This is a genomic window from Salinicola sp. MH3R3-1 (genome assembly GCF_001937155.1).
GTDB classification, from domain to species: Bacteria; Pseudomonadota; Gammaproteobacteria; order Pseudomonadales; family Halomonadaceae; genus Salinicola; species Salinicola halophyticus.
Genome location: NZ_MSDP01000004.1, coordinates 168,756 through 186,621, shown reverse-complemented (window position 1 = coordinate 186,621; position 17,866 = coordinate 168,756). Strand labels below are relative to the sequence as shown.

General features: G+C 63.6%; 16 protein-coding genes. 14 read left to right on the top strand and 2 right to left on the bottom strand.

Annotation, left to right across the window (positions count from 1 at the left end; all coding sequences use genetic code 11):
* The first annotated feature begins 160 nt into the window (after window positions 1–160).
* From argS to ppk1, 14 genes are all read left to right on the top strand, one after another.
* Complete coding sequence (gene argS / locus BTW08_RS03440) at window positions 161–1,846, top strand: arginine--tRNA ligase (RefSeq protein ID WP_075561117.1); 1,686 nt, start codon at window positions 161–163, stop codon at window positions 1,844–1,846.
* Between the two features lie 3 nt (window positions 1,847–1,849).
* Window positions 1,850–2,557, top strand: coding sequence for an SPOR domain-containing protein (locus BTW08_RS03435; RefSeq protein WP_075561116.1), 708 nt, complete (start codon window positions 1,850–1,852; stop codon window positions 2,555–2,557).
* A 400-nt stretch (window positions 2,558–2,957) separates the two neighbouring features.
* Window positions 2,958–3,476 carry an ATP-dependent protease subunit HslV gene (hslV, locus tag BTW08_RS03425; protein ID WP_075561114.1) on the top strand — a complete coding sequence of 173 codons (519 nt, stop codon included), beginning with the start codon at window positions 2,958–2,960 and terminating at the stop codon, window positions 3,474–3,476.
* 118 nt (window positions 3,477–3,594) lie between these two features.
* Complete coding sequence (gene hslU / locus BTW08_RS03420) at window positions 3,595–4,911, top strand: ATP-dependent protease ATPase subunit HslU (RefSeq protein ID WP_075561160.1); 1,317 nt, start codon at window positions 3,595–3,597, stop codon at window positions 4,909–4,911.
* 106 nt (window positions 4,912–5,017) lie between these two features.
* Window positions 5,018–5,401 carry a DUF971 domain-containing protein gene (locus BTW08_RS03415; RefSeq protein WP_075561113.1) on the top strand — a complete coding sequence of 128 codons (384 nt, stop codon included), beginning with the start codon at window positions 5,018–5,020 and terminating at the stop codon, window positions 5,399–5,401.
* A gap of 306 nt (window positions 5,402–5,707) precedes the next feature.
* Window positions 5,708–6,454, top strand: a complete 747-nt coding sequence (ubiE, locus tag BTW08_RS03410) for a bifunctional demethylmenaquinone methyltransferase/2-methoxy-6-polyprenyl-1,4-benzoquinol methylase UbiE (RefSeq protein WP_075561112.1) — start codon at window positions 5,708–5,710, stop codon at window positions 6,452–6,454.
* A 13-nt stretch (window positions 6,455–6,467) separates the two neighbouring features.
* The gene (locus tag BTW08_RS03405) at window positions 6,468–7,091 is read left to right on the top strand and encodes an SCP2 sterol-binding domain-containing protein (protein WP_075561111.1); all 624 of its coding nucleotides are present in this window, start codon (window positions 6,468–6,470) and stop codon (window positions 7,089–7,091) included.
* A complete protein-coding gene (gene ubiB / locus BTW08_RS03400; protein WP_075561110.1) occupies window positions 7,088–8,710 on the top strand; it encodes a ubiquinone biosynthesis regulatory protein kinase UbiB in 1,623 nt (540 codons plus the stop codon). The genes BTW08_RS03405 and ubiB overlap by 4 nt, the downstream gene beginning before the upstream one ends.
* Before the next feature lie 108 nt (window positions 8,711–8,818).
* Window positions 8,819–9,160: a phosphoribosyl-ATP diphosphatase gene (locus BTW08_RS03395; protein ID WP_075561109.1), complete on the top strand. Its 342-nt coding sequence runs from the start codon at window positions 8,819–8,821 to the stop codon at window positions 9,158–9,160.
* A gap of 39 nt (window positions 9,161–9,199) precedes the next feature.
* A complete protein-coding gene (gene tatA, locus BTW08_RS03390) occupies window positions 9,200–9,478 on the top strand; it encodes a Sec-independent protein translocase subunit TatA (RefSeq protein ID WP_075561108.1) in 279 nt (92 codons plus the stop codon).
* A gap of 5 nt (window positions 9,479–9,483) precedes the next feature.
* Window positions 9,484–9,963 carry a Sec-independent protein translocase protein TatB gene (gene tatB / locus BTW08_RS03385; RefSeq protein ID WP_075561107.1) on the top strand — a complete coding sequence of 160 codons (480 nt, stop codon included), beginning with the start codon at window positions 9,484–9,486 and terminating at the stop codon, window positions 9,961–9,963.
* Window positions 9,960–10,733, top strand: a complete 774-nt coding sequence (tatC, locus tag BTW08_RS03380) for a twin-arginine translocase subunit TatC (protein WP_075561106.1) — start codon at window positions 9,960–9,962, stop codon at window positions 10,731–10,733. The genes tatB and tatC overlap by 4 nt, the downstream gene beginning before the upstream one ends.
* A 183-nt stretch (window positions 10,734–10,916) precedes the next feature.
* The gene (hemB, locus tag BTW08_RS03375; RefSeq protein WP_075561105.1) at window positions 10,917–11,924 is read left to right on the top strand and encodes a porphobilinogen synthase; all 1,008 of its coding nucleotides are present in this window, start codon (window positions 10,917–10,919) and stop codon (window positions 11,922–11,924) included.
* A gap of 38 nt (window positions 11,925–11,962) precedes the next feature.
* Entirely contained in the window at window positions 11,963–14,173 is a 2,211-nt protein-coding gene (gene ppk1, locus BTW08_RS03370; protein WP_075561104.1) for a polyphosphate kinase 1, read from the top strand.
* A 119-nt stretch (window positions 14,174–14,292) separates the two neighbouring features.
* Here ppk1 and BTW08_RS03365 read toward each other — a convergent pair whose 3' ends face one another.
* Both BTW08_RS03365 and BTW08_RS03360 read right to left on the bottom strand, forming a co-directional pair.
* On the bottom strand, window positions 14,293–16,422 hold the full coding sequence (locus BTW08_RS03365; RefSeq protein WP_075561103.1) for a PhoX family phosphatase: 2,130 nt from the start codon (window positions 16,420–16,422) through the stop codon (window positions 14,293–14,295).
* Between the two features lie 101 nt (window positions 16,423–16,523).
* On the bottom strand, window positions 16,524–17,600 hold the full coding sequence (locus BTW08_RS03360) for a 3-deoxy-7-phosphoheptulonate synthase (protein WP_075561102.1): 1,077 nt from the start codon (window positions 17,598–17,600) through the stop codon (window positions 16,524–16,526).
* Between the last annotated feature and the right edge of the window lie 266 nt (window positions 17,601–17,866).

Below are 17,866 nucleotides of genomic sequence, written 5' to 3'. Positions count from 1 at the left end.
GAAGCTCGCCGGTTAGGGTTTAAAGCGTTGGCGCAATCACTGATAATGGCCGCCTTTTTCCAGCGTCGTGGCGGCAGGATCACGGCGTTCAGATCCGCGGAACCCCGCGCCGGGTCGGGCTGCGAGCCCCACGCCTGGCCCCACGATGACGAAGTAGCCCATGAAAGAGACGATTACCCAACTGCTCGACGCCGCCGTCGCCACCCTGCAACAGGCCGGCGATCTTCCGGCGGACGTGCGTCCCTCGATCAAGGTCGACCCGACCCGCGACAAGGCCCACGGCGACTACGCCACCAATCTGGCACTGGTCCTCGCCAAGCCGGCCGGCGGCAAGCCGCGCGACCTGGCCGACAAGCTGGTCGCGGCGCTGCCCGCCAACGACGTCATCCGCCGGACCGAAATCGCCGGCCCGGGGTTCATCAATTTCTTCGCCGCCACCGATGCCATCGCCGGCATCGTCAGCCAGATCCTGGATGCGGGTGACACCTTCGGCCGCAGCATGATCGGCGCCGGGGAGAAAGTTCAGGTCGAGTTCGTCTCCGCCAACCCCACCGGGCCGCTCCACGTCGGCCATGGCCGCGGCGCCGCCATCGGCGACTGCCTCTGCCGCCTGCTGGAAGCGACCGGCTTTGATGTCACCAGCGAGTTCTACTACAACGATGCCGGCGCCCAGATCAACAACCTGATGCTTTCGGTCCAGGCTCGAGTCCAGGGTCTGACGCCGGACGACGCAGGCTGGCCGGAGAACGGCTATCGTGGCGACTACATCGGCGATGTCGCCAAGGCCTATCTGGCCGGCGAGACCGTCACCGCCGACGACCGCGAGGTCACCGCCAAGGCCGACCCCGAGGATGACGACGCCATCCGCGCCTTCGCCGTGGCCTATCTGCGTCGCGAGCAGGATCTCGACCTCAAGGCATTCGGGGTCGAATTCGACGTCTACTTCCTCGAATCCTCGCTGTATGCCGAGGGCCGGGTCGAAGAGACCGTCGAGGCGCTCATCGCCGGCGGACACACCTACGAATCGGACGGCGCACTGTGGCTGCGCACCACCGATTTCGGCGACGACAAAGACCGCGTGATGCGCAAGAGCGACGGCGACTACACCTATTTCGTGCCCGACGTCGCCTACCATTTCAACAAGTGGCAGCGCGGCTTCACCACCGTCATCGATGAACAGGGGGCCGATCACCATTCGACCGTGACCCGTGTTCGGGCCGGTCTGCAGGCCCTCGAAGTTGGGATTCCCCAGGGCTGGCCGGACTACGTGCTGCACCAGATGGTGCTGGTGACCCGCTCTGGCGTCGAGGTCAAGCTCTCCAAGCGCGCCGGCAGCTACGTCACCCTGCGTGATCTGATCGACGAAGTCGGCCGCGACGCCACGCGCTATTTTCTGGCCGCCCGTCGCGCCGATTCCCAGATGACGTTCGATATCGATCTGGCGCGTTCGCAGACCAACGACAACCCGGTCTACTACATCCAGTACGCCCATGCCCGCGTCTGCAGCGTGCTGCGCAAGGCCGAAAGCGACAGCCTGGCGTTCGATCATGCGATCGCCATGGCCAATCTGGAGCGTCTCGACGCCCCCCAGGAGAAGGCGCTGATGAACCGGCTGGCACGCTACCCGGAGACTGTCGAGCGTGCCGCCCGCGCTCGCGAACCGCACCAGATCGCGCAGTATCTGACCGATCTCGCCAGCGATTTCCACACCTGCTACAACGCCCAGAAAGTCATGGTCGATGATGGCGAGCTGCGCAACGCCCGCCTGGCACTGGGTCTGGCGACTCGCCAGGTCATCGGTAATGGATTGGCGCTGCTCGGCGTCAGCGCCCCGGAGGAGATGTAGAACATGGCACGCCGACCCGCTCAGAACAGCCGCTCGACCGCCAGCCGTCCGCCCCCCAAAGGCGCGACGACGAAATCTCGATCACGCCCGTCAAGCGGCGGTGGCCTCGGAGGAATCCCGGGGTGGCTATGGGCCATTGTCGGCCTGATCGCCGGTTTCGTCCTGTCGCAGTATCTGGATCGCTCTTCGCCCGAACCGGTGGCCGCGGTCGTGCCTCGGCCCACGTCCAATCAGACAGCCAGCAGTGGTGGCGACCAGAACGCCGGTAGCGCCGAAGGCGGTGGTACTGACAGTGGTGACGGCGGCGCCCAGCAGCCGGCGACGCCCACGTTCGAGTTCTACACCCTGCTGCCGGAAACCGAGGTCATCGCCCCCAACAGCGATAGTGCCTCTCCGGAGCCATCGGCCAAGGCGACCCAGGAAGCGGCGGCCGACGATGCCGCGAATCAGACCAAGCAGCCGACGCCCAGCGGCGGCCGCTACGTCCTGCAGGCGGCCTCGTTCCGCGATCTCGGCGATGCCGAACGCCTTGCCAACCGGCTCAAGGACTTCGGCCTGCTGGCCAAGATCACCGACGTGCGCGCCAATGGCGATCAGCTATGGCACCGTGTTCAGGTCGGCCCCTACGAAGACAAGCGCGAACTGTCACGCGCTCAGGACCTGATGGTGACCCAGGGCATCGAGCCGCTACTGCTGCGCCTGCAGAACTAAAGCCCGCAAAGCTCACGCCTGCAAAACTCAACGCCTGCAGGACTCAACGCCTGCAGGATTGACACTTCAGCACGACGTCGGCAAAAAATCCGCCTGCCTCATCGGCACCGGTAACATCGATACCTGCAGCCTCGTTGGCCGACAGCTCGCACGGCCGACGGGCCCGCCATCAGGCGCGGCCACAGGACACCACGACGGCCGGCACGCCTTGCCGGCCGCCCATTCGAGGTCGTCGGCGTTCGTCATCGGCTTGATTTCCCCGCTTCTCGCCCACACTTGATGGTTCATGCTGCATCGCCTCGTCCCGATCACGCTCTCCAGAGCCTGTCGGCCGCCGCGATGGCACCCGTTTTCGGCGCCGCCAATGAGGTTTGGCGGCGCGCCATTGGGAGTGAATTGCATGACCACAATCGTATCCGTGCGCCGTGGCGACCAGGTCGCCCTGGCTGGCGATGGCCAGGTATCGCTGGGCAACACGGTGATGAAAGGCAACGCCAGCAAGGTCCGCCGCCTCTACCGCGGCCAGGTTCTGGCCGGTTTCGCTGGCGGTACCGCCGATGCCTTTACCCTGTTCGAACGCTTCGAAGCGCAGCTGGAAAAATACCAGGGCCATCTGACCAAGGCCGCTGTCGAGCTGGCGAAAGAGTGGCGCACCGATCGTGCCCTGCGTCGTCTCGAAGCCATGCTGGCCGTGGCCGACAAGACGGCGTCGCTGATCATTACCGGTAACGGCGACGTGGTCGAACCCGAGCGCGGCATCATAGCCATCGGCTCCGGCGGTCACTTCGCCCAGGCCTCTGCGCGAGCGCTGCTCGAGAATACCGAGCTCGGCGCCCGCGAGATCACCGAGAAGTCGCTCGCTATCGCCGCCGACATCTGCGTCTTCACCAATCACCAGATCACGCTCGAAGAGCTGTAAAGAGGCCGATTCCATGTCTGCGAACACTACATCTGCGAACACCCCGTCCCAGAGTCCTTCTCAGAACGGTGCCGGTCAGGAAAGCGCCGGCGCCGTACCGGCACTGACCCAGTCTTCGATGACCCCGCGCGAGATCGTGCATTCGCTCGACCAGTACATCATCGGCCAGCACGATGCCAAGCGTGCCGTGGCCGTCGCGCTGCGCAACCGCTGGCGCCGGATGCGCCTCGACGAGGACATGCGCGGCGAGATCGTGCCCAAGAACATCCTGATGATCGGCCCGACCGGCGTCGGCAAGACTGAGATCGCGCGGCGTCTGGCCAAGCTCGCCGGCGCGCCGTTCCTCAAGGTCGAGGCGACCAAGTTCACCGAGGTGGGCTACGTCGGCCGCGACGTCGAATCGATCATTCGCGATCTGATGGAAATGGCGATCAAGATGGTCCGCGAGCAGGCCAAGGTCGAAGTTCGTCACAAGGCCGAGGACGCCGCCGAGGATCGAATCCTCGATGCGCTGCTGCCGCGTCCTCGAGGCAGCGAATATGACGCCGGCCGCGATGATTCATCGGCGCGTCAGGTGTTTCGCAAGAAGCTGCGCGAAGGCCAGCTCGATGACAAGGAGATCGACATCGAGGTGACGCCGGCCAGCCAGGGCGTCGACATCATGACCCCGCCGGGCATGGAGGAGATGACCAACCAGCTCCAGAGCCTGTTCGCCAACATGGGCAAGCAGAAGTCCGAAAACCGCCGCGTGACGGTCAAGGATGCCTGGAAGCTCTTGCAGGACGAGGAAGCCGCCAAGCTGGTCAACGAGGAAGAGATCAAGCAGCGCGCGCTGGAAGCGGTCGAGCAGAACGGTATCGTGTTCCTCGACGAGATCGACAAGGTCGCCAAGCGCGGTGAGTCCGGCAGCGGCGGCGACGTCTCCCGCGAAGGCGTGCAGCGTGACCTGCTGCCGCTGATCGAGGGCTCCACCGTTTCCACCAAGCACGGTATGGTCCGTACCGACCACATCCTGTTCATCGCCTCCGGCGCCTTCCACCTCGCCAAGCCGTCGGATCTGATTCCGGAACTGCAGGGTCGCCTGCCGATCCGGGTCGAGCTGACCGCACTAAGCCCGGACGATTTCAAGCGTATCCTGACCGAACCGTCGGCGGCGCTGACCAAGCAGTATCAGGCGCTGCTCGGCACCGAAGGGCTGGAGGTGCAGTTCACTGAAGACGGTATCTCGCGGATCGCCGAGATCGCCTGGCAGGTCAACGATGGCACCGAGAACATCGGCGCCCGCCGTCTGCATACGGTGATGGAGCGCCTGCTCGAGGAAGCCTCCTTCCAGGGTGGCGATTTCGAGAGCCCGCTGGTCGTCGATGCGGACTACGTCAACGACAAACTGGGCGAGCTGGCCGTGGACGAAGATCTGTCGCGGTATATTCTTTAAGCCGCGAGCCAACGATGATCGCCACTTGCTGCTAGTGCAAGTGGCGCTCGAAGCCGCTCTCTATCGCGCGCCGACTCCGGCGCGGTCGAATCCAGGAGAATTCTCCATGCCCGCGCCGACTCCCAACCGAGTCCACTATCACAAGGGCGAGCGCGAGCTCGAACTGGGCTATCCCGAAGGCCAGACCTATCGTCTGCCGATCGAGCTGCTGCGCGTCTACTCGCCGTCGGCGGAAGTCCAGGGCCATCATCCCAGCGAAGCCGTGCTGCAAACCGGCAAGCGCCATGTGGGGCTGCTCGACATCTCTCAGACCGGCCGTTATGCGCTAAAGCTGCACTTCGACGACGGTCACGATACCGGGCTCTACACCTGGGAATACCTCTACGACATGGCAATTCACCGCCAGGCCTGGTGGGACGATTATCTCGCCCGACTGGAGCGCGCCGGCGCCTCGCGCGATGCCAGCGTGATCCAGATTCATCAGGTCTGAAGCGAGCTCGAGGATCGTCGAGCCTCGGCTGGCTCTCCGTGACGACCGGCAGTGATGTGCAAAGACAAGTTTGCGACCAGACGCTACAATGCCAGACGCCACGATGCTCGGCTCGGTCGACTCATATCGTTTTTTCGGTCTCGAGCGCGGCACTGGTTTGAATCGCTAGGCACTGGCTCGAACCGTTCGGCAGTGGTATCGACGACAGTGGTCTCGACTCGAACCGCTCGGCACATCCTCTCGACAGCGTAGCGATCGCTTATAAAGCGCCACGATCGCCGCTCGCGTCATCTCGGAGAAAAGCACATGGACAAGCGCACGACCGACTTTGGCTATGAGAAGGTCGCGGTCGACGAGAAGGCCGCCCGCGTGGCCGACGTCTTTCATTCGGTGGCCGCGCGCTACGACGTCATGAACGACCTGATGTCGTTCGGCATCCATCGCTTCTGGAAACAGCTCGCGCTGGAGCGCAGCGGTATCCGTCCCGGCCACAGCGTGCTCGATATCGCCGGCGGCACCGGCGACCTGACGCGTCAGTTCGCCAAGCGTGTCGGACCAAAGGGCCGTGTCGTCCTGGCAGATATCAATGAGTCGATGCTGCGTGTGGGCCGCGACAAGCTGATCGACCACGGCGTCGGTGACAACGTCAAATACGTGCAGGCCAATGCGGAAAGCCTGCCGTTCCCCGATAACAGCTTCCACTGCATCACTATCGCCTTCGGTCTGCGCAATGTCACCGACAAGGACGCTGCGCTGCGCTCGATGACTCGCGTCCTCAAGCCAGGCGGTCGCCTGCTGGTGCTGGAATTCTCCAAGCCGGTCAACGGCCTGCTGTCGAAAGCCTACGATCAGTATTCGTTCCGACTGCTGCCGCAGATGGGTCGGCTGGTGGCCAACGACGCCGACAGCTACCGCTATCTGGCCGAATCGATCCGCATGCATCCCGATCAGGAAACCCTGAAAGGCATGATGCAGGCGGCCGGGCTGGAACGTGTCGAATATACCAACATGACCGGCGGCATCGTCGCGCTGCATCGCGGCATCAAGCTCTGAGGGCTGGCGTCATATGTTGGATACCTTTGCCCTGGTCGCCCTCGAGCGTTCGCTGACGACGTTGCTGCGCCGCGACCCGGCGGCACCCGCACGACTGGCGGCGCTGTCCGGTAAGACCCTGCGGCTGAATCTTGCCGACGCTCGCCTCGGGTTGCGGGTAGGATTCCACGCCGACGGCCTCACCTTGAGTCGGGCACAGCAGTGGCAGGACACGGACGATCTCGAGATTACCCTGAACCGACACGCCATGACGCGCCTGATGGCGGGCGACTCGCTCGAGCGCCTGCTGTTCAGCGGGCAGCTGCCGGTCACCGGCCAGACAGCGCTCCTCCCGACCATCCAGGCCCTGTTCATGGATCTCGATCTCGACTGGGAAGGCGCGCTGGCCAAGGGGCTGGGTAGCCATACCGCCCACGGTGTCGCCGCGGGCATTCATCATCTGGATCGGCAGACCCGCTTCATGGCCAGCGAGTGGCACCAGGACATGCGCGACTATCTGTTCGAGGAGCGGCGCTGGCTGACCGGGCGCGACCAGCTCGCCGTTGCCCGCGACCACTTGACCGAGCTCCAGCAGAACGTCGATCGCCTCGGCGCCCGAATCGCTCGATTGCAACGCCGCCAGGAGTCTCGTTCATGAGCCTGCGGCTATTTCGCATTGCCTGGACCATCTCGCGCTACCGTCTCGACAGTCTGGTTCCCCAGGAGAAGCTTCCGCCTGTCATCCGCTGGCTATGGCGCTTCGCGCCCGTCCGTCTGATTCCGATCGGCGACCACTCCCGTGGCAAGCGATTGCGCCTGGCGCTGGAGTCACTCGGGCCTATCTTCGTCAAGTTCGGCCAGATGCTGTCGACCCGCCGCGATCTGCTGCCACCGGATATCGCCGACGAACTTAAGCGGCTTCAGGATCAGGTGCCGCCTTTCCCCGGCGAGACCGCCCGCGCCATGGTCGAGGTCGAGCTCGGCAAGACCGTCGAAGAGGCCTTCGCCGCGTTCGAGACCGAGCCCATGGCTTCGGCATCGATCGCCCAGGTCCACGCCGCCGAGCTGCATAGCGGCGAGCAGGTGGTGGTCAAGATCATCCGCCCCGGCATCGACCGCATCATGCGCGAAGATATCGGGCTGCTGTACACCTTCGCGCGTCTGATGCGCAGAATCCCCGAGGCGCGCCGCCTACGTCCGGTCGAGGTGATCAAGGACTACGAGGCAACCCTGTTCGACGAGCTCGATCTCAACAAGGAAGCCGCCAACACCTCCCAGCTCAAGCGCAACTTCCTGAGTTCGCCGCTGCTCTACGTGCCGGCCATTCACTGGTCGCTGACCCATCGTCAGGTGATGGTCCAGGAGCGCATCAACGGCATTCCCGTGGCCGATATCGACGCCCTGCGCGCCCAGGGTACCGATCTCAAGAAGCTGGCCGAGCGCGGCGTGGAGATCTTCTTTACCCAGGTCTTCCGCGACAACTTCTTCCATGCCGACATGCACCCCGGCAATATCTTCGTCTCGCGGGAAAACCCCACCGAGCCCCGCTATATCGCCATCGACTGCGGCATCGTCGGCAGCCTGACCCGCGAGGATCAGGACTATCTGGCGCGGAACCTGCTGGCCTTCTTCCGTCAGGACTATTACGAGGTCGCGGTGCTGCACATCGAATCTGGCTGGGTCGGCGAAGGCACCCGCGCCAACGAGTTCGCCTCGGCGATTCGTGCCGTCTGCGAGCCGATTCTGGAGAAGCCGCTCAAGGACATCTCTTTCGGCCAGGTGCTGCTGGGCCTGTTCCAGACCGCGCGACGCTTCAACATGGAGGTCCAGCCGCAGTTGGTCCTGCTGCAGAAGACGCTGCTCAATATCGAGGGCCTGGGTCGTCAGCTCTACCCGGACCTGGATCTGTGGAGCACCGCCAGACCCTATCTCGAACGCTGGATGCGCGAGCGCGCCGGACCCAAGGGATTCTGGAAAGCCCTGCAGAAACACGCCCCCGAGCTGGCTCACCAGATTCCGGAGCTGCCGGTGCTCGCTTATCAGGCGCTCTCCGATCGCGAACAGCAGCGTCGGCTCAACCGCCAGCAGACCGAGGCGCTGACGGGCCTCGAAGCCCGCTTCCAGCGAGCCGCGCCTCGTGCCAGACGCCTGCGCCTCGGCGCCGTTCTGCTGGCCGTGGCGCTGGCGTGGCAGCCGATGCTGACGTGGGCGGAACAGCAGCCGTGGCCGGTACTGGTCGCGGCCGGCCTGGGGATAGTGCTGCTGGCCTGGCGCTGAGTGTATGATCATGACCCGATGTCCGAAATCGTCGAGCACCGGGGCGCCGAATGAGCACCGGGCGCCCTACGCCCGGTTGAACTTGCCCTAAAGCAGGAATGTCATCTGATGAGTGATACTCTCGAGCAACTGGCGGCGGTGCTCGACGCCCGTCGCAGCGCGGACCCGGACAGCTCCTACGTCGCTCAGCTGCATCAGCGTGGCCTCAACAAGATTCTGGAAAAGATTGGCGAAGAAGCCACGGAAACGCTGCTTGCCGCCAAGGATGTCGAGGTAGATGATGCTCGGAGTCGCCAGGATCTGGTCGGTGAGGTCGCCGATCTGTGGTTTCATAGTCTGGTCATGCTGTCGCATCTCGACATCGATCATCGCGAGGTGCTCGCGGAGCTGGCGCGACGGTTCAATGTTTCGGGACTGGACGAAAAAGCCTCGCGTCGGCAGGATGCCTGAATCAACATCGCGCCACGGCGCACCGGTAAGGAGAAAGTCATGCTGGGTGGGATCAGTATCTGGCAGTTGTTGATCGTTCTCGGGATCATCATCCTGATTTTCGGTACCAAGAAACTGCGCAACGTCGGCAGCGATCTGGGCGGCGCCGTCAAAGGCTTCAAGAAAGCCATCGATGACGACGACAAGAAAGAGAGCACGACGCAGCACAGCATCAACCATGCCGAGGACGAGAACTCGAAAACGACTCACGACGTCAACTTCGATAATCGCCCCGGCGAGACCAAATCGTCGTCCAGCGACAAGGCCGGGCGCCAGTAACCCCTATGTTCGATATCGGTTTCTTCGAGCTGTTACTGATCGGCATCGTCGGCCTGCTGGTACTCGGACCCGAGCGCCTTCCCAAGGCTGCACGCACGGCCGGCCTGTGGGTCGGCCGCATCAAGCGCAGCGTCTCGACCATGCAGCGGGAAATCACCTCCCAGCTCGAAGCCGAGGAGCTGCGCCAGAAGCTGGCCGAGCAGCAGAAGAAGCTCGACGAAGGCGTCAATCAGGCACGCCGCGGCTTCGAAGCGAGCCTTGGAGATACCGTGAAGCCCGGTGATTCCCGCACTTCGACGCCGCCGCCCGCTTCGACGCCGCCGTCCGTTTCGACGCCGCCGTCCGCCACTCCCGATAGTCATGACCGGGGCACGGAACCCGATTCCGCCGCATCGTCTTCGCGTGACGATCGCCCAGCGGCGCCGGAAACCCGGCCCGACGACGCCACCTCTTCTCCCGCGGACAAGGATTCGGCTTCTCGATGAGCGACGCCTCCACACCACCGCCAGAAGAACAGCAGTCGCAGGCCCCCTTGATCGAGCATCTGATCGAGTTGCGCTCGCGCCTGCTCAAGGCGGTGATCATCGTCGTGGTGATCTTCATCGGTCTCTACGCCTTTTCCAACGACATCTACCGTTTCGTTGCCGACCCGCTGGTGGCTCTGCTGCCGGTGGGGTCGAAGATGATCGCCACCGAGGTCACCTCGCCCTTTCTGGCGCCGTTCAAGTTGACCATGGTGGTTGCCGTCTTCGCGGCAATTCCGTTCATTCTCTACCAGGCCTGGGCGTTCATCGCGCCGGGGCTCTACAAGCACGAGAAAGCGTTGGCGTTTCCGCTACTCGCCTCGAGTATCCTGCTGTTCTACGGCGGAGCGGCATTCGCCTACTACGTGGTGTTCCCGCTGCTGTTCAGCTTCTTCGTGCATACCGGGCCGCAGGACGTCACGGTGATGACCGATATCAACGCCTATCTCAATTTCGTGTTGAAGATGTTCTTCGCCTTCGGCGTGGCGTTCGAAATTCCCATCGCCACTTTCCTGGTCATCTGGACCGGGATCACCGATGTCGCGAGCCTGAGCAAGAAACGGCCCTACGTGATCCTGATCTGCTTCATCATCGGCATGCTGCTCACCCCGCCGGACATCATTTCGCAGAGCTTGCTGGCCGTGCCCATGTGGCTGCTGTTCGAAGTCGGGATCATCTTCGGGCGCATCGTCCAGCGCCGCCGGCACGACGAGCCCGATCCCGCGGATTGACGCCTCTGCGCGGCATTTCCATGCCAGCCGCTGCGACAATCGCCCCCACACGACCCGCCATGGCGGTTGCTATACTGGGGCTTCAAACCCACTGTCATCGTCTTGTCATTCGTCGCTGATAGCGTAGCTGTCGGCGCCGCGAGCGTGTCGAAAGGCGCGTTCGCCGCTTTTGTGGAGAGATTCATGCGTTATTCCCTGTCACGTCAGTACCCGGCCACCCGCCTGAGGCGCCTGCGCAAGAACGACTTTTCCCGCCGTCTGGCCCGAGAAACGGCACTGACGACGGACGATCTGATTCTTCCCGTATTCGTGCTCGAGGGGGAGAACCGGCGCGAGCCGGTCGCTTCCATGCCCGGCGTCGAACGCCTGTCCATCGACGAACTGCTGCGCGAGACCGAAGAGCTGGTCGCGCTCGGCATCCCGGCGATCGACCTGTTCCCGTTCATCCCGCCGGAAAAGAAGACCGTCGATGGCGCCGAAGCCTGGAATCCGGATGGCGTGATTCAGCGTGCGATTCGGGCGCTGCGCGAGCGCTTCCCGGATCTCGGCATCATCACCGACGTGGCACTCGACCCCTACACCACCCACGGCCAGGACGGGGTACCCGACGAGAACGGCTACCTGATCAACGACCGCACCATTGAGGCGCTGATCAAGCAGGCACTCTCCCACGCCGAGGCCGGCGCGGACGTGATCTCACCTTCCGACATGATGGATGGCCGGATCGGTCTGATTCGCGACACCTTCGAGCGCGAGGGGCTGCACGAGACGCAGATCATGGCCTATTCGGCCAAGTACGCCTCGAAATATTACGGCCCGTTTCGCGATGCCATCGGTTCCAGTGGCAATCTGGGCAAGGCCGACAAGTTCAGCTACCAGATGGATCCGGCCAACACCGACGAGGCGCTGCACGAAACCGCCCTGGACATTCAGGAAGGCGCCGACATGGTGATGGTCAAGCCGGGCATGCCATATCTGGACGTGATCCAGCGGGTGAAGGAGTCGTTCGGGGTGCCCACCTTCGCCTATCAGGTCAGCGGTGAGTACGCCATGCACATGGCCGCCTTCGAGAAAGGCTGGCTGGATGCGGACAGCGTGATTCTGGAATCGCTGACCTGCTTCAAACGCGCCGGCGCCGACGGCATCCTGACCTATTTCGCCAAACGCGCCGCGCAATTGCTCAAAACCTGAGGTGCCGGGCGTGTCTGCCCCGGTACCGGAGATTCGTGATGACAGACTCAGGCACGCCAGACACGCCCAACGCTTCTGCCGACACGCTGCTGTCGGTCAGCGGTGAAGAGATCAACGCCGCGCCGTTGCGCGTCAATCGTACGCGCAAGGGCATTCATGCCAAGGCGACGCCCTCCTCTCAGGCGGATCTCGACGACCCTACGCTCTACTTCAACCGCGAACTGTCGCATCTGCAGTTCAACATTCGCGTGCTCGAACAGTCCCTGGATCCGTCGCATCCGCTGCTCGACAGGTTGATGTTCCTGCTGATCGTCTCTTCCAATCTCGATGAGTTCTTCGAGATCCGGGTTGCCGGGCTCAAACATCAGCTGGCATCGTTCCATGACGAAACCGGCGCCGACGGCATGACGCCCGCACGGGTGCTGGCGGAGGTCTCGCGCATCGGTCACGAACAGGTCGAGCGTCAGTATCGGATCCTCAACGATGTGCTGGTGCCCGCGCTGGAAGAGCAGAAGATCCGGTTTCGCCGGCGTGCTCAATGGACTCCCGAGCAGGCCTCGTGGGTGGCCGACTATTTCGAGGAGGAGATCGCGCCGGTCATCAGTCCGATCGGGCTCGACCCCTCGCATCCGTTTCCGCGACTGGTCAACAAGAGCCTCAACTTCATCGTCGAGCTCGATGGCACCGATGCCTTCGGTCGCGAGGGCGGCATGGCGATCCTGCCGGCACCGCGTTCATTGCCCCGGCTGATCCGCCTGCCGGAGGCGCTATGTGAAGATGGCTTCACCGATTACGTATTCCTGTCATCGATGATCCACGCCCATGCTCACGAGGTCTTTCCCGGCATGGAGGTGGAGGGCTGCTATCAGTTCCGGCTGACCCGCAATGCCGATCTGTCGGTCGATCCCGAGGAGGTCTCCGATCTGGCCTCGGCGCTGCGCGGCGAACTACTGGCGAGGCGCTACGGTAGCGGGGTTCGGCTCGAAGTCGCCGACAACTGCCCCGACAGCCTGATCGATTTTTTGCTCAAGCAGTTCGAACTGGGCGAAGACGATCTCTATCGGGTCAATGGTCCGGTCAACTTGACCCGGATGATGGCGGTGCTGGGAGATGTCCAGCGCCCCGATCTGCGCTACCGGCCGTTCACGGCTGGCCTGCCCAGGCCGGTGCGCGGCGAGGTCAATCTGTTCACCGCCATTCGCCAGGGCGATATCCTGCTGCATCACCCGTTTCAGTCATTCAGCCCGGTAGAGGATCTGCTGCGCCAGGCCGCACGCGACCCTGACGTGATGGCGATCAAGCAGACGCTCTATCGCACCGGTGCCGATTCCTCGATCGTGGGCGCCCTGGTGGAAGCCGCACGTGGCGGCAAGGAAGTGACCGTGGTCATCGAGCTGCGGGCGCGCTTCGACGAGGCCGACAACCTGGCGCTGGCCTCCCGCCTGCAGGAAGCGGGCGCCATCGTCATCTACGGAGTGATGGCCTACAAGACCCATGCCAAGATGATGCATATTGTGCGCCGCGAGAAAGGCGCGCTCAGCCATTACGTCCATCTCGGCACCGGCAACTACCACGCCAAGACCGCCAAGCTGTATACCGACTACAGCCTGATGACTGCCAACGACGAGATATGCGACGACGTCCACAAGGTGTTCCAGCAGCTCTCTGGCATGGGCAAACCACGCAAGATACATACGCTGCTGCACGCCCCCTTCACGCTGCACAAGACGTTGGTCGAGATGATCGATCGTGAGGCCAAGCTGGCCCAGAGCGGCAAGAAGGCCAGACTCGTCATCAAGTGCAACGCGATCACCGAGCCCAAGCTGATTCGTGCGCTCTATCGCGCTTCGCAGGCAGGCGTGACCTGCGATCTGATCATTCGCGGGATGTGCTGCCTGCGCCCCGGCATACCGGGTATTTCCGACAATATCCGGGTGCGTTCGATCATCGGTCGCTTCCTCGAGCATACCCGCGTCTACTATTTCAATAATGACGGCAAGCACGAAGTGTGGTGCTCCAGTGCTGACGCCATGGAACGCAACATGTTCCATCGCGTGGAGACCTGCTTCCCGCTGCTGGACAAGAAGCTCGCGCAGCAGGTACGCAAGGATCTCGACACCTATCTGCTCGACAACTGCCAGAGCTGGGAGCTCGACACCGAGGGGCAGTACCATCTCCGCGATCCGGGCGAGGCCGAACCGATCAGCGCGCAGGAGACGCTGCTTTACGCCTACGCCAGCCAGACCTGAGCGCATCCCCGGTCATCGACCGGTAGTGGTGGTTGGCGGGTAGTGTTCAACCGATACGAGAAGGCCGGAGGCTAGCGCCTCCGGCCTTCTCGTGGCTGTCGCTTGCGGGCCAGCCCGACTCAGACTCCGACCTGGCCGCCATCCTCTTTCCAGATCGCCACCGTCGCCGCGCGCGGGCGCACCTTGCCGTCGGCAATCTTCGTCGCATCCTGACTCAGCGCATCGCCATCTGCCGGCCAGTTGCCGGGATGCTGGATGTTGATGAACAACGCGGTGCGGTCCGGCGTGGCGAAGATGCCGGTCACCTCGCAGCCATTCGGACCCACGGCAAAACGCTTGAGCTGGTTCTGGTTGCGCGCATCGAGGACCGAGCCCGATCCATCACCGATAGCCAGTGCTCCTGGCACTACCGCCAGCAGCTGATCGTTGGTGTATTCGGCGACCGCGTTATCGCTGTTGTCGGTCTGGAACCACAGAATGCCCTGGCCATCGCCACGCTCGTCGTACCATAGGCCATCGGGGCTCGCGAACTGATTGCTTTGTGTCAGGCCGGACCGATTCGTCTGGGCGTCAGCATCGCTGCCGAACAGGAATATCTCCCAGGCAAAGCGGTTGTCCGGCTGCTCGCGCCAGCGAATGATATGGCCGCTCTCGTTGCTGGCTCGCGGGTTGGCAGCGTTGGTCGGCGCCGTCGCATAGCCCACGCCTGAGGCCTCGAGCGCCTCGCCGTCGTTGGTGAAAGTGGGCTCGGTGCCGTCCGCGGTGCGTTTCGAGTTGTTGGTCAGCGTGAAATAGACCTCGCCGGACACGGGATCGACGCTCGACCACTCCGGACGATCCATCGGTGTCGCCCCCATCAGGTCGGCGGCGTCGCAAGTATGAATGATGATCCCGGCAGCGTCGTCCGCCTCCAGCCCCAATGCGGCGGCCAGTGTGCGCCCTGAAGGTGTCAGGGCCTCCGGCGTCAGCGCCAGCCACTCGCCCCGCCCATCCTCGTCGAAGCGCGCCGCATAGAGCGTGCCCTCGTCGAGGTACTTGCTGCCGATCGTCAGACGATCCGTCTCGCTGCCCGGCTCGGGCTCATCGGCGGGGTCCCACTTGGCGGCGCTGACGAACTTGTAGATGTACTCGTTGCGCGAGTCATGACCGGTGTAGAACGTCAGCGGCTCTCCGGCGCGCACCGGCCCCGGCCAGCAGCCCTCGTGGCGAAAACGCCCCAACGCCGTGCGTTTCATCGCCGTGGCCTGGGTATAGGGATCGATCTCGACCACGTAGCCGAAGGTCCGAGCCTCGTTACGGTAGTCTTCGGTCGCCTCTCCCGAGCCGGGCGTGATGTCGAATCGCGCAAATTCGTCGTCCTGCTCGCCGTCGCCGGCCGCCGTCTCCCAGCCATAGCGGCCGCGGTCGGTCGGCAGCCCCAGCCGGGCGTCGTCGCTGAAACGCTCGCCGGTGTTGACGAACACTTCCGGCCAGTTCTCCTCGCAGGTCAGATAGGTGCCCCAGGGGGTATAGCCATTGGCGCAGTTGTTGTTGGTGCCGCGCGTTCGAGTCCCGTCGGCGGAGTAGCGCGTCCTGACATAGTCGCTGCCCGCCACCGGTCCGGACAGATGTATCGGCGTGGCGGTGGTGATTCGGCGGTTGTAGGGGGAATCGACCACGTGCGCCCAGCCACCGTCGTCCTGGCGCTGGATCTCGACGATGGTGACGCCGTGGGCGTTGATCTCGGTGCGCACTTCATCGGCCGGTCGAACGCCGTCAGGCCGGGTCGGGCCACCTTGCGGTGCCCATAGCGCATCCTGATCGATGTATTCGTTATTGAGCGCGAGCAGGAAGCGGCGCGAGCCGGTCTTCGAATCCAGCGGAAAAGCGTGCATGCCATCGTGGTGCATACCCACGCTGTTCGCCTGCTGCTGCGGCGTCATGGCGAGACTCTTTTGCCACTCGGTCGCATTGCCATTGAGCGGCGTTCCCCATGGAATCAGCACCTGGGCGCGATAGCCGGCGGGGACCACGATGGCATCGGTACGGGAACCGCGGACGGACTCGAATCCTAGTGCCAACGGCGACTTGTCCTGAGCCCAGGCACGCAGGCTACCGCCCAGGCCGAATCCCCCCATCATGGAAACGGCTGCCACTCCCAGGCCACCCTGCAGGATCTGACGGCGCGAAAGGTGGCGCTCGACAATGTCTGCGAATGGCGTGTTATGACTTTCATTGTGAATGCGATGATCTTCGACTTCCCGACTCATGTCATATCCCCTGACTCATCACGGATGGATCGTCGTGACGAGGCTAAGCCGAAGATATGACGGGATGATGTCGATGACGTAACGCTGCAAGAGCCACCGGATCAGGCCTGGCGAAGTCGCTCCGCCACTCGTGTCAGCAGATTGTCGGTCGCTTCCCAGCCCAGGCAGGCATCGGTGATCGAGACGCCGTAGCGTAGCGTCGATGGATTGAGCGCCTGCTTACCTTCGAACAGGTGGCTTTCGAGCATCACGCCGATCAGGCTCCGATCCCCCGCCAGCCGCTGTTCCAGCACATCGAACAGCACTTCCGTCTGCCGTCGATGATCCTTGCGCGAGTTGGCGTGGCTGCAATCCACCATCACATTGGCTTTGAGCCCGGCCTGCTCCATGGCGCGACGGCTGGCAGCCACGCTGGCGGCATCGTGATTGGGGCCGTCGTGGCCGCCGCGCAGCACCAGGTGGGTGGCGGGGTTGCCCGATGTCTCGATCATCGCCGGACTGCCGGCCGTGGTGACACCGAAATGGCGATGCGGGTGCGCGGCAGACTGCATCGCGGCAATGGCGACATCGACATTGCCCTGGGTCCCGTTCTTGAAGCCGACCGCCGCTGCCAGCCCGCTGGCCAGCTCGCGATGAATCTGCGATTCCGTGGTACGCGCGCCGATCGCCACCCAGCTCAGCAGATCCTCGAAATAGGCGCCGGCCATCGGCTGCAGTAGCTCGGTGGCCACCGGCAGACCCAGCTCGGCGATGTCGCGCATCAGGTGTCGTGCCATAGCCAGCCCCGCGGCCATGTCATCACTGCCGTCGAGGTGGGGGTCGTAGGCCATGCCCTTCCAACCCACGGTCGTGCGTGGCTTCTCGACGTAGACTCGCATCACCAGCAACAGCCGGTCCCCGACTACCGCATTGAGCGCCGCCAGCCGTTCGGCATACTCGAGCGCCGCGACGGGATCATGCACCGAGCAGGGCCCGGTCACCACCAGCAGGCGATCGTCCTCGCCGTCCAGAATCGCCTGTATGGCGCGACGCTGCGCACCGATCCGCGCTTCCAGCGCCGCACTCAGCGGTAGGCGTCGGCGTAGCTCGGCGGCCGTCGGCAACTCTCGCGAGCTGACGATGGGAGATGTCTCCGGTGTCGATGGGGCCGGTTTCAGTTCTGATGTGGCAGCGTCCATAACGATCTCATTCCAAAATAGAGTTCAAGAATCAGACCCGAAACGCGAGAACCCCCGGGTGGGCAGCCATCCGGGGGTTCTTGTTGCGAGGAGGCAGCCCGGTTCCGGGCGTGCCTCGCAGGTTCAGGTCAGTGTGACCAACCGGCGGGCACGCCAGTCCTAAACCAATAGCCATAACCAGAGAACGCGAACGCCATCGCACCGCCGCAAGCCTGGGCGGTGTCGATGAAACGTGAGTCGTGGCGTCCGGTCATGACGTTCTCTCG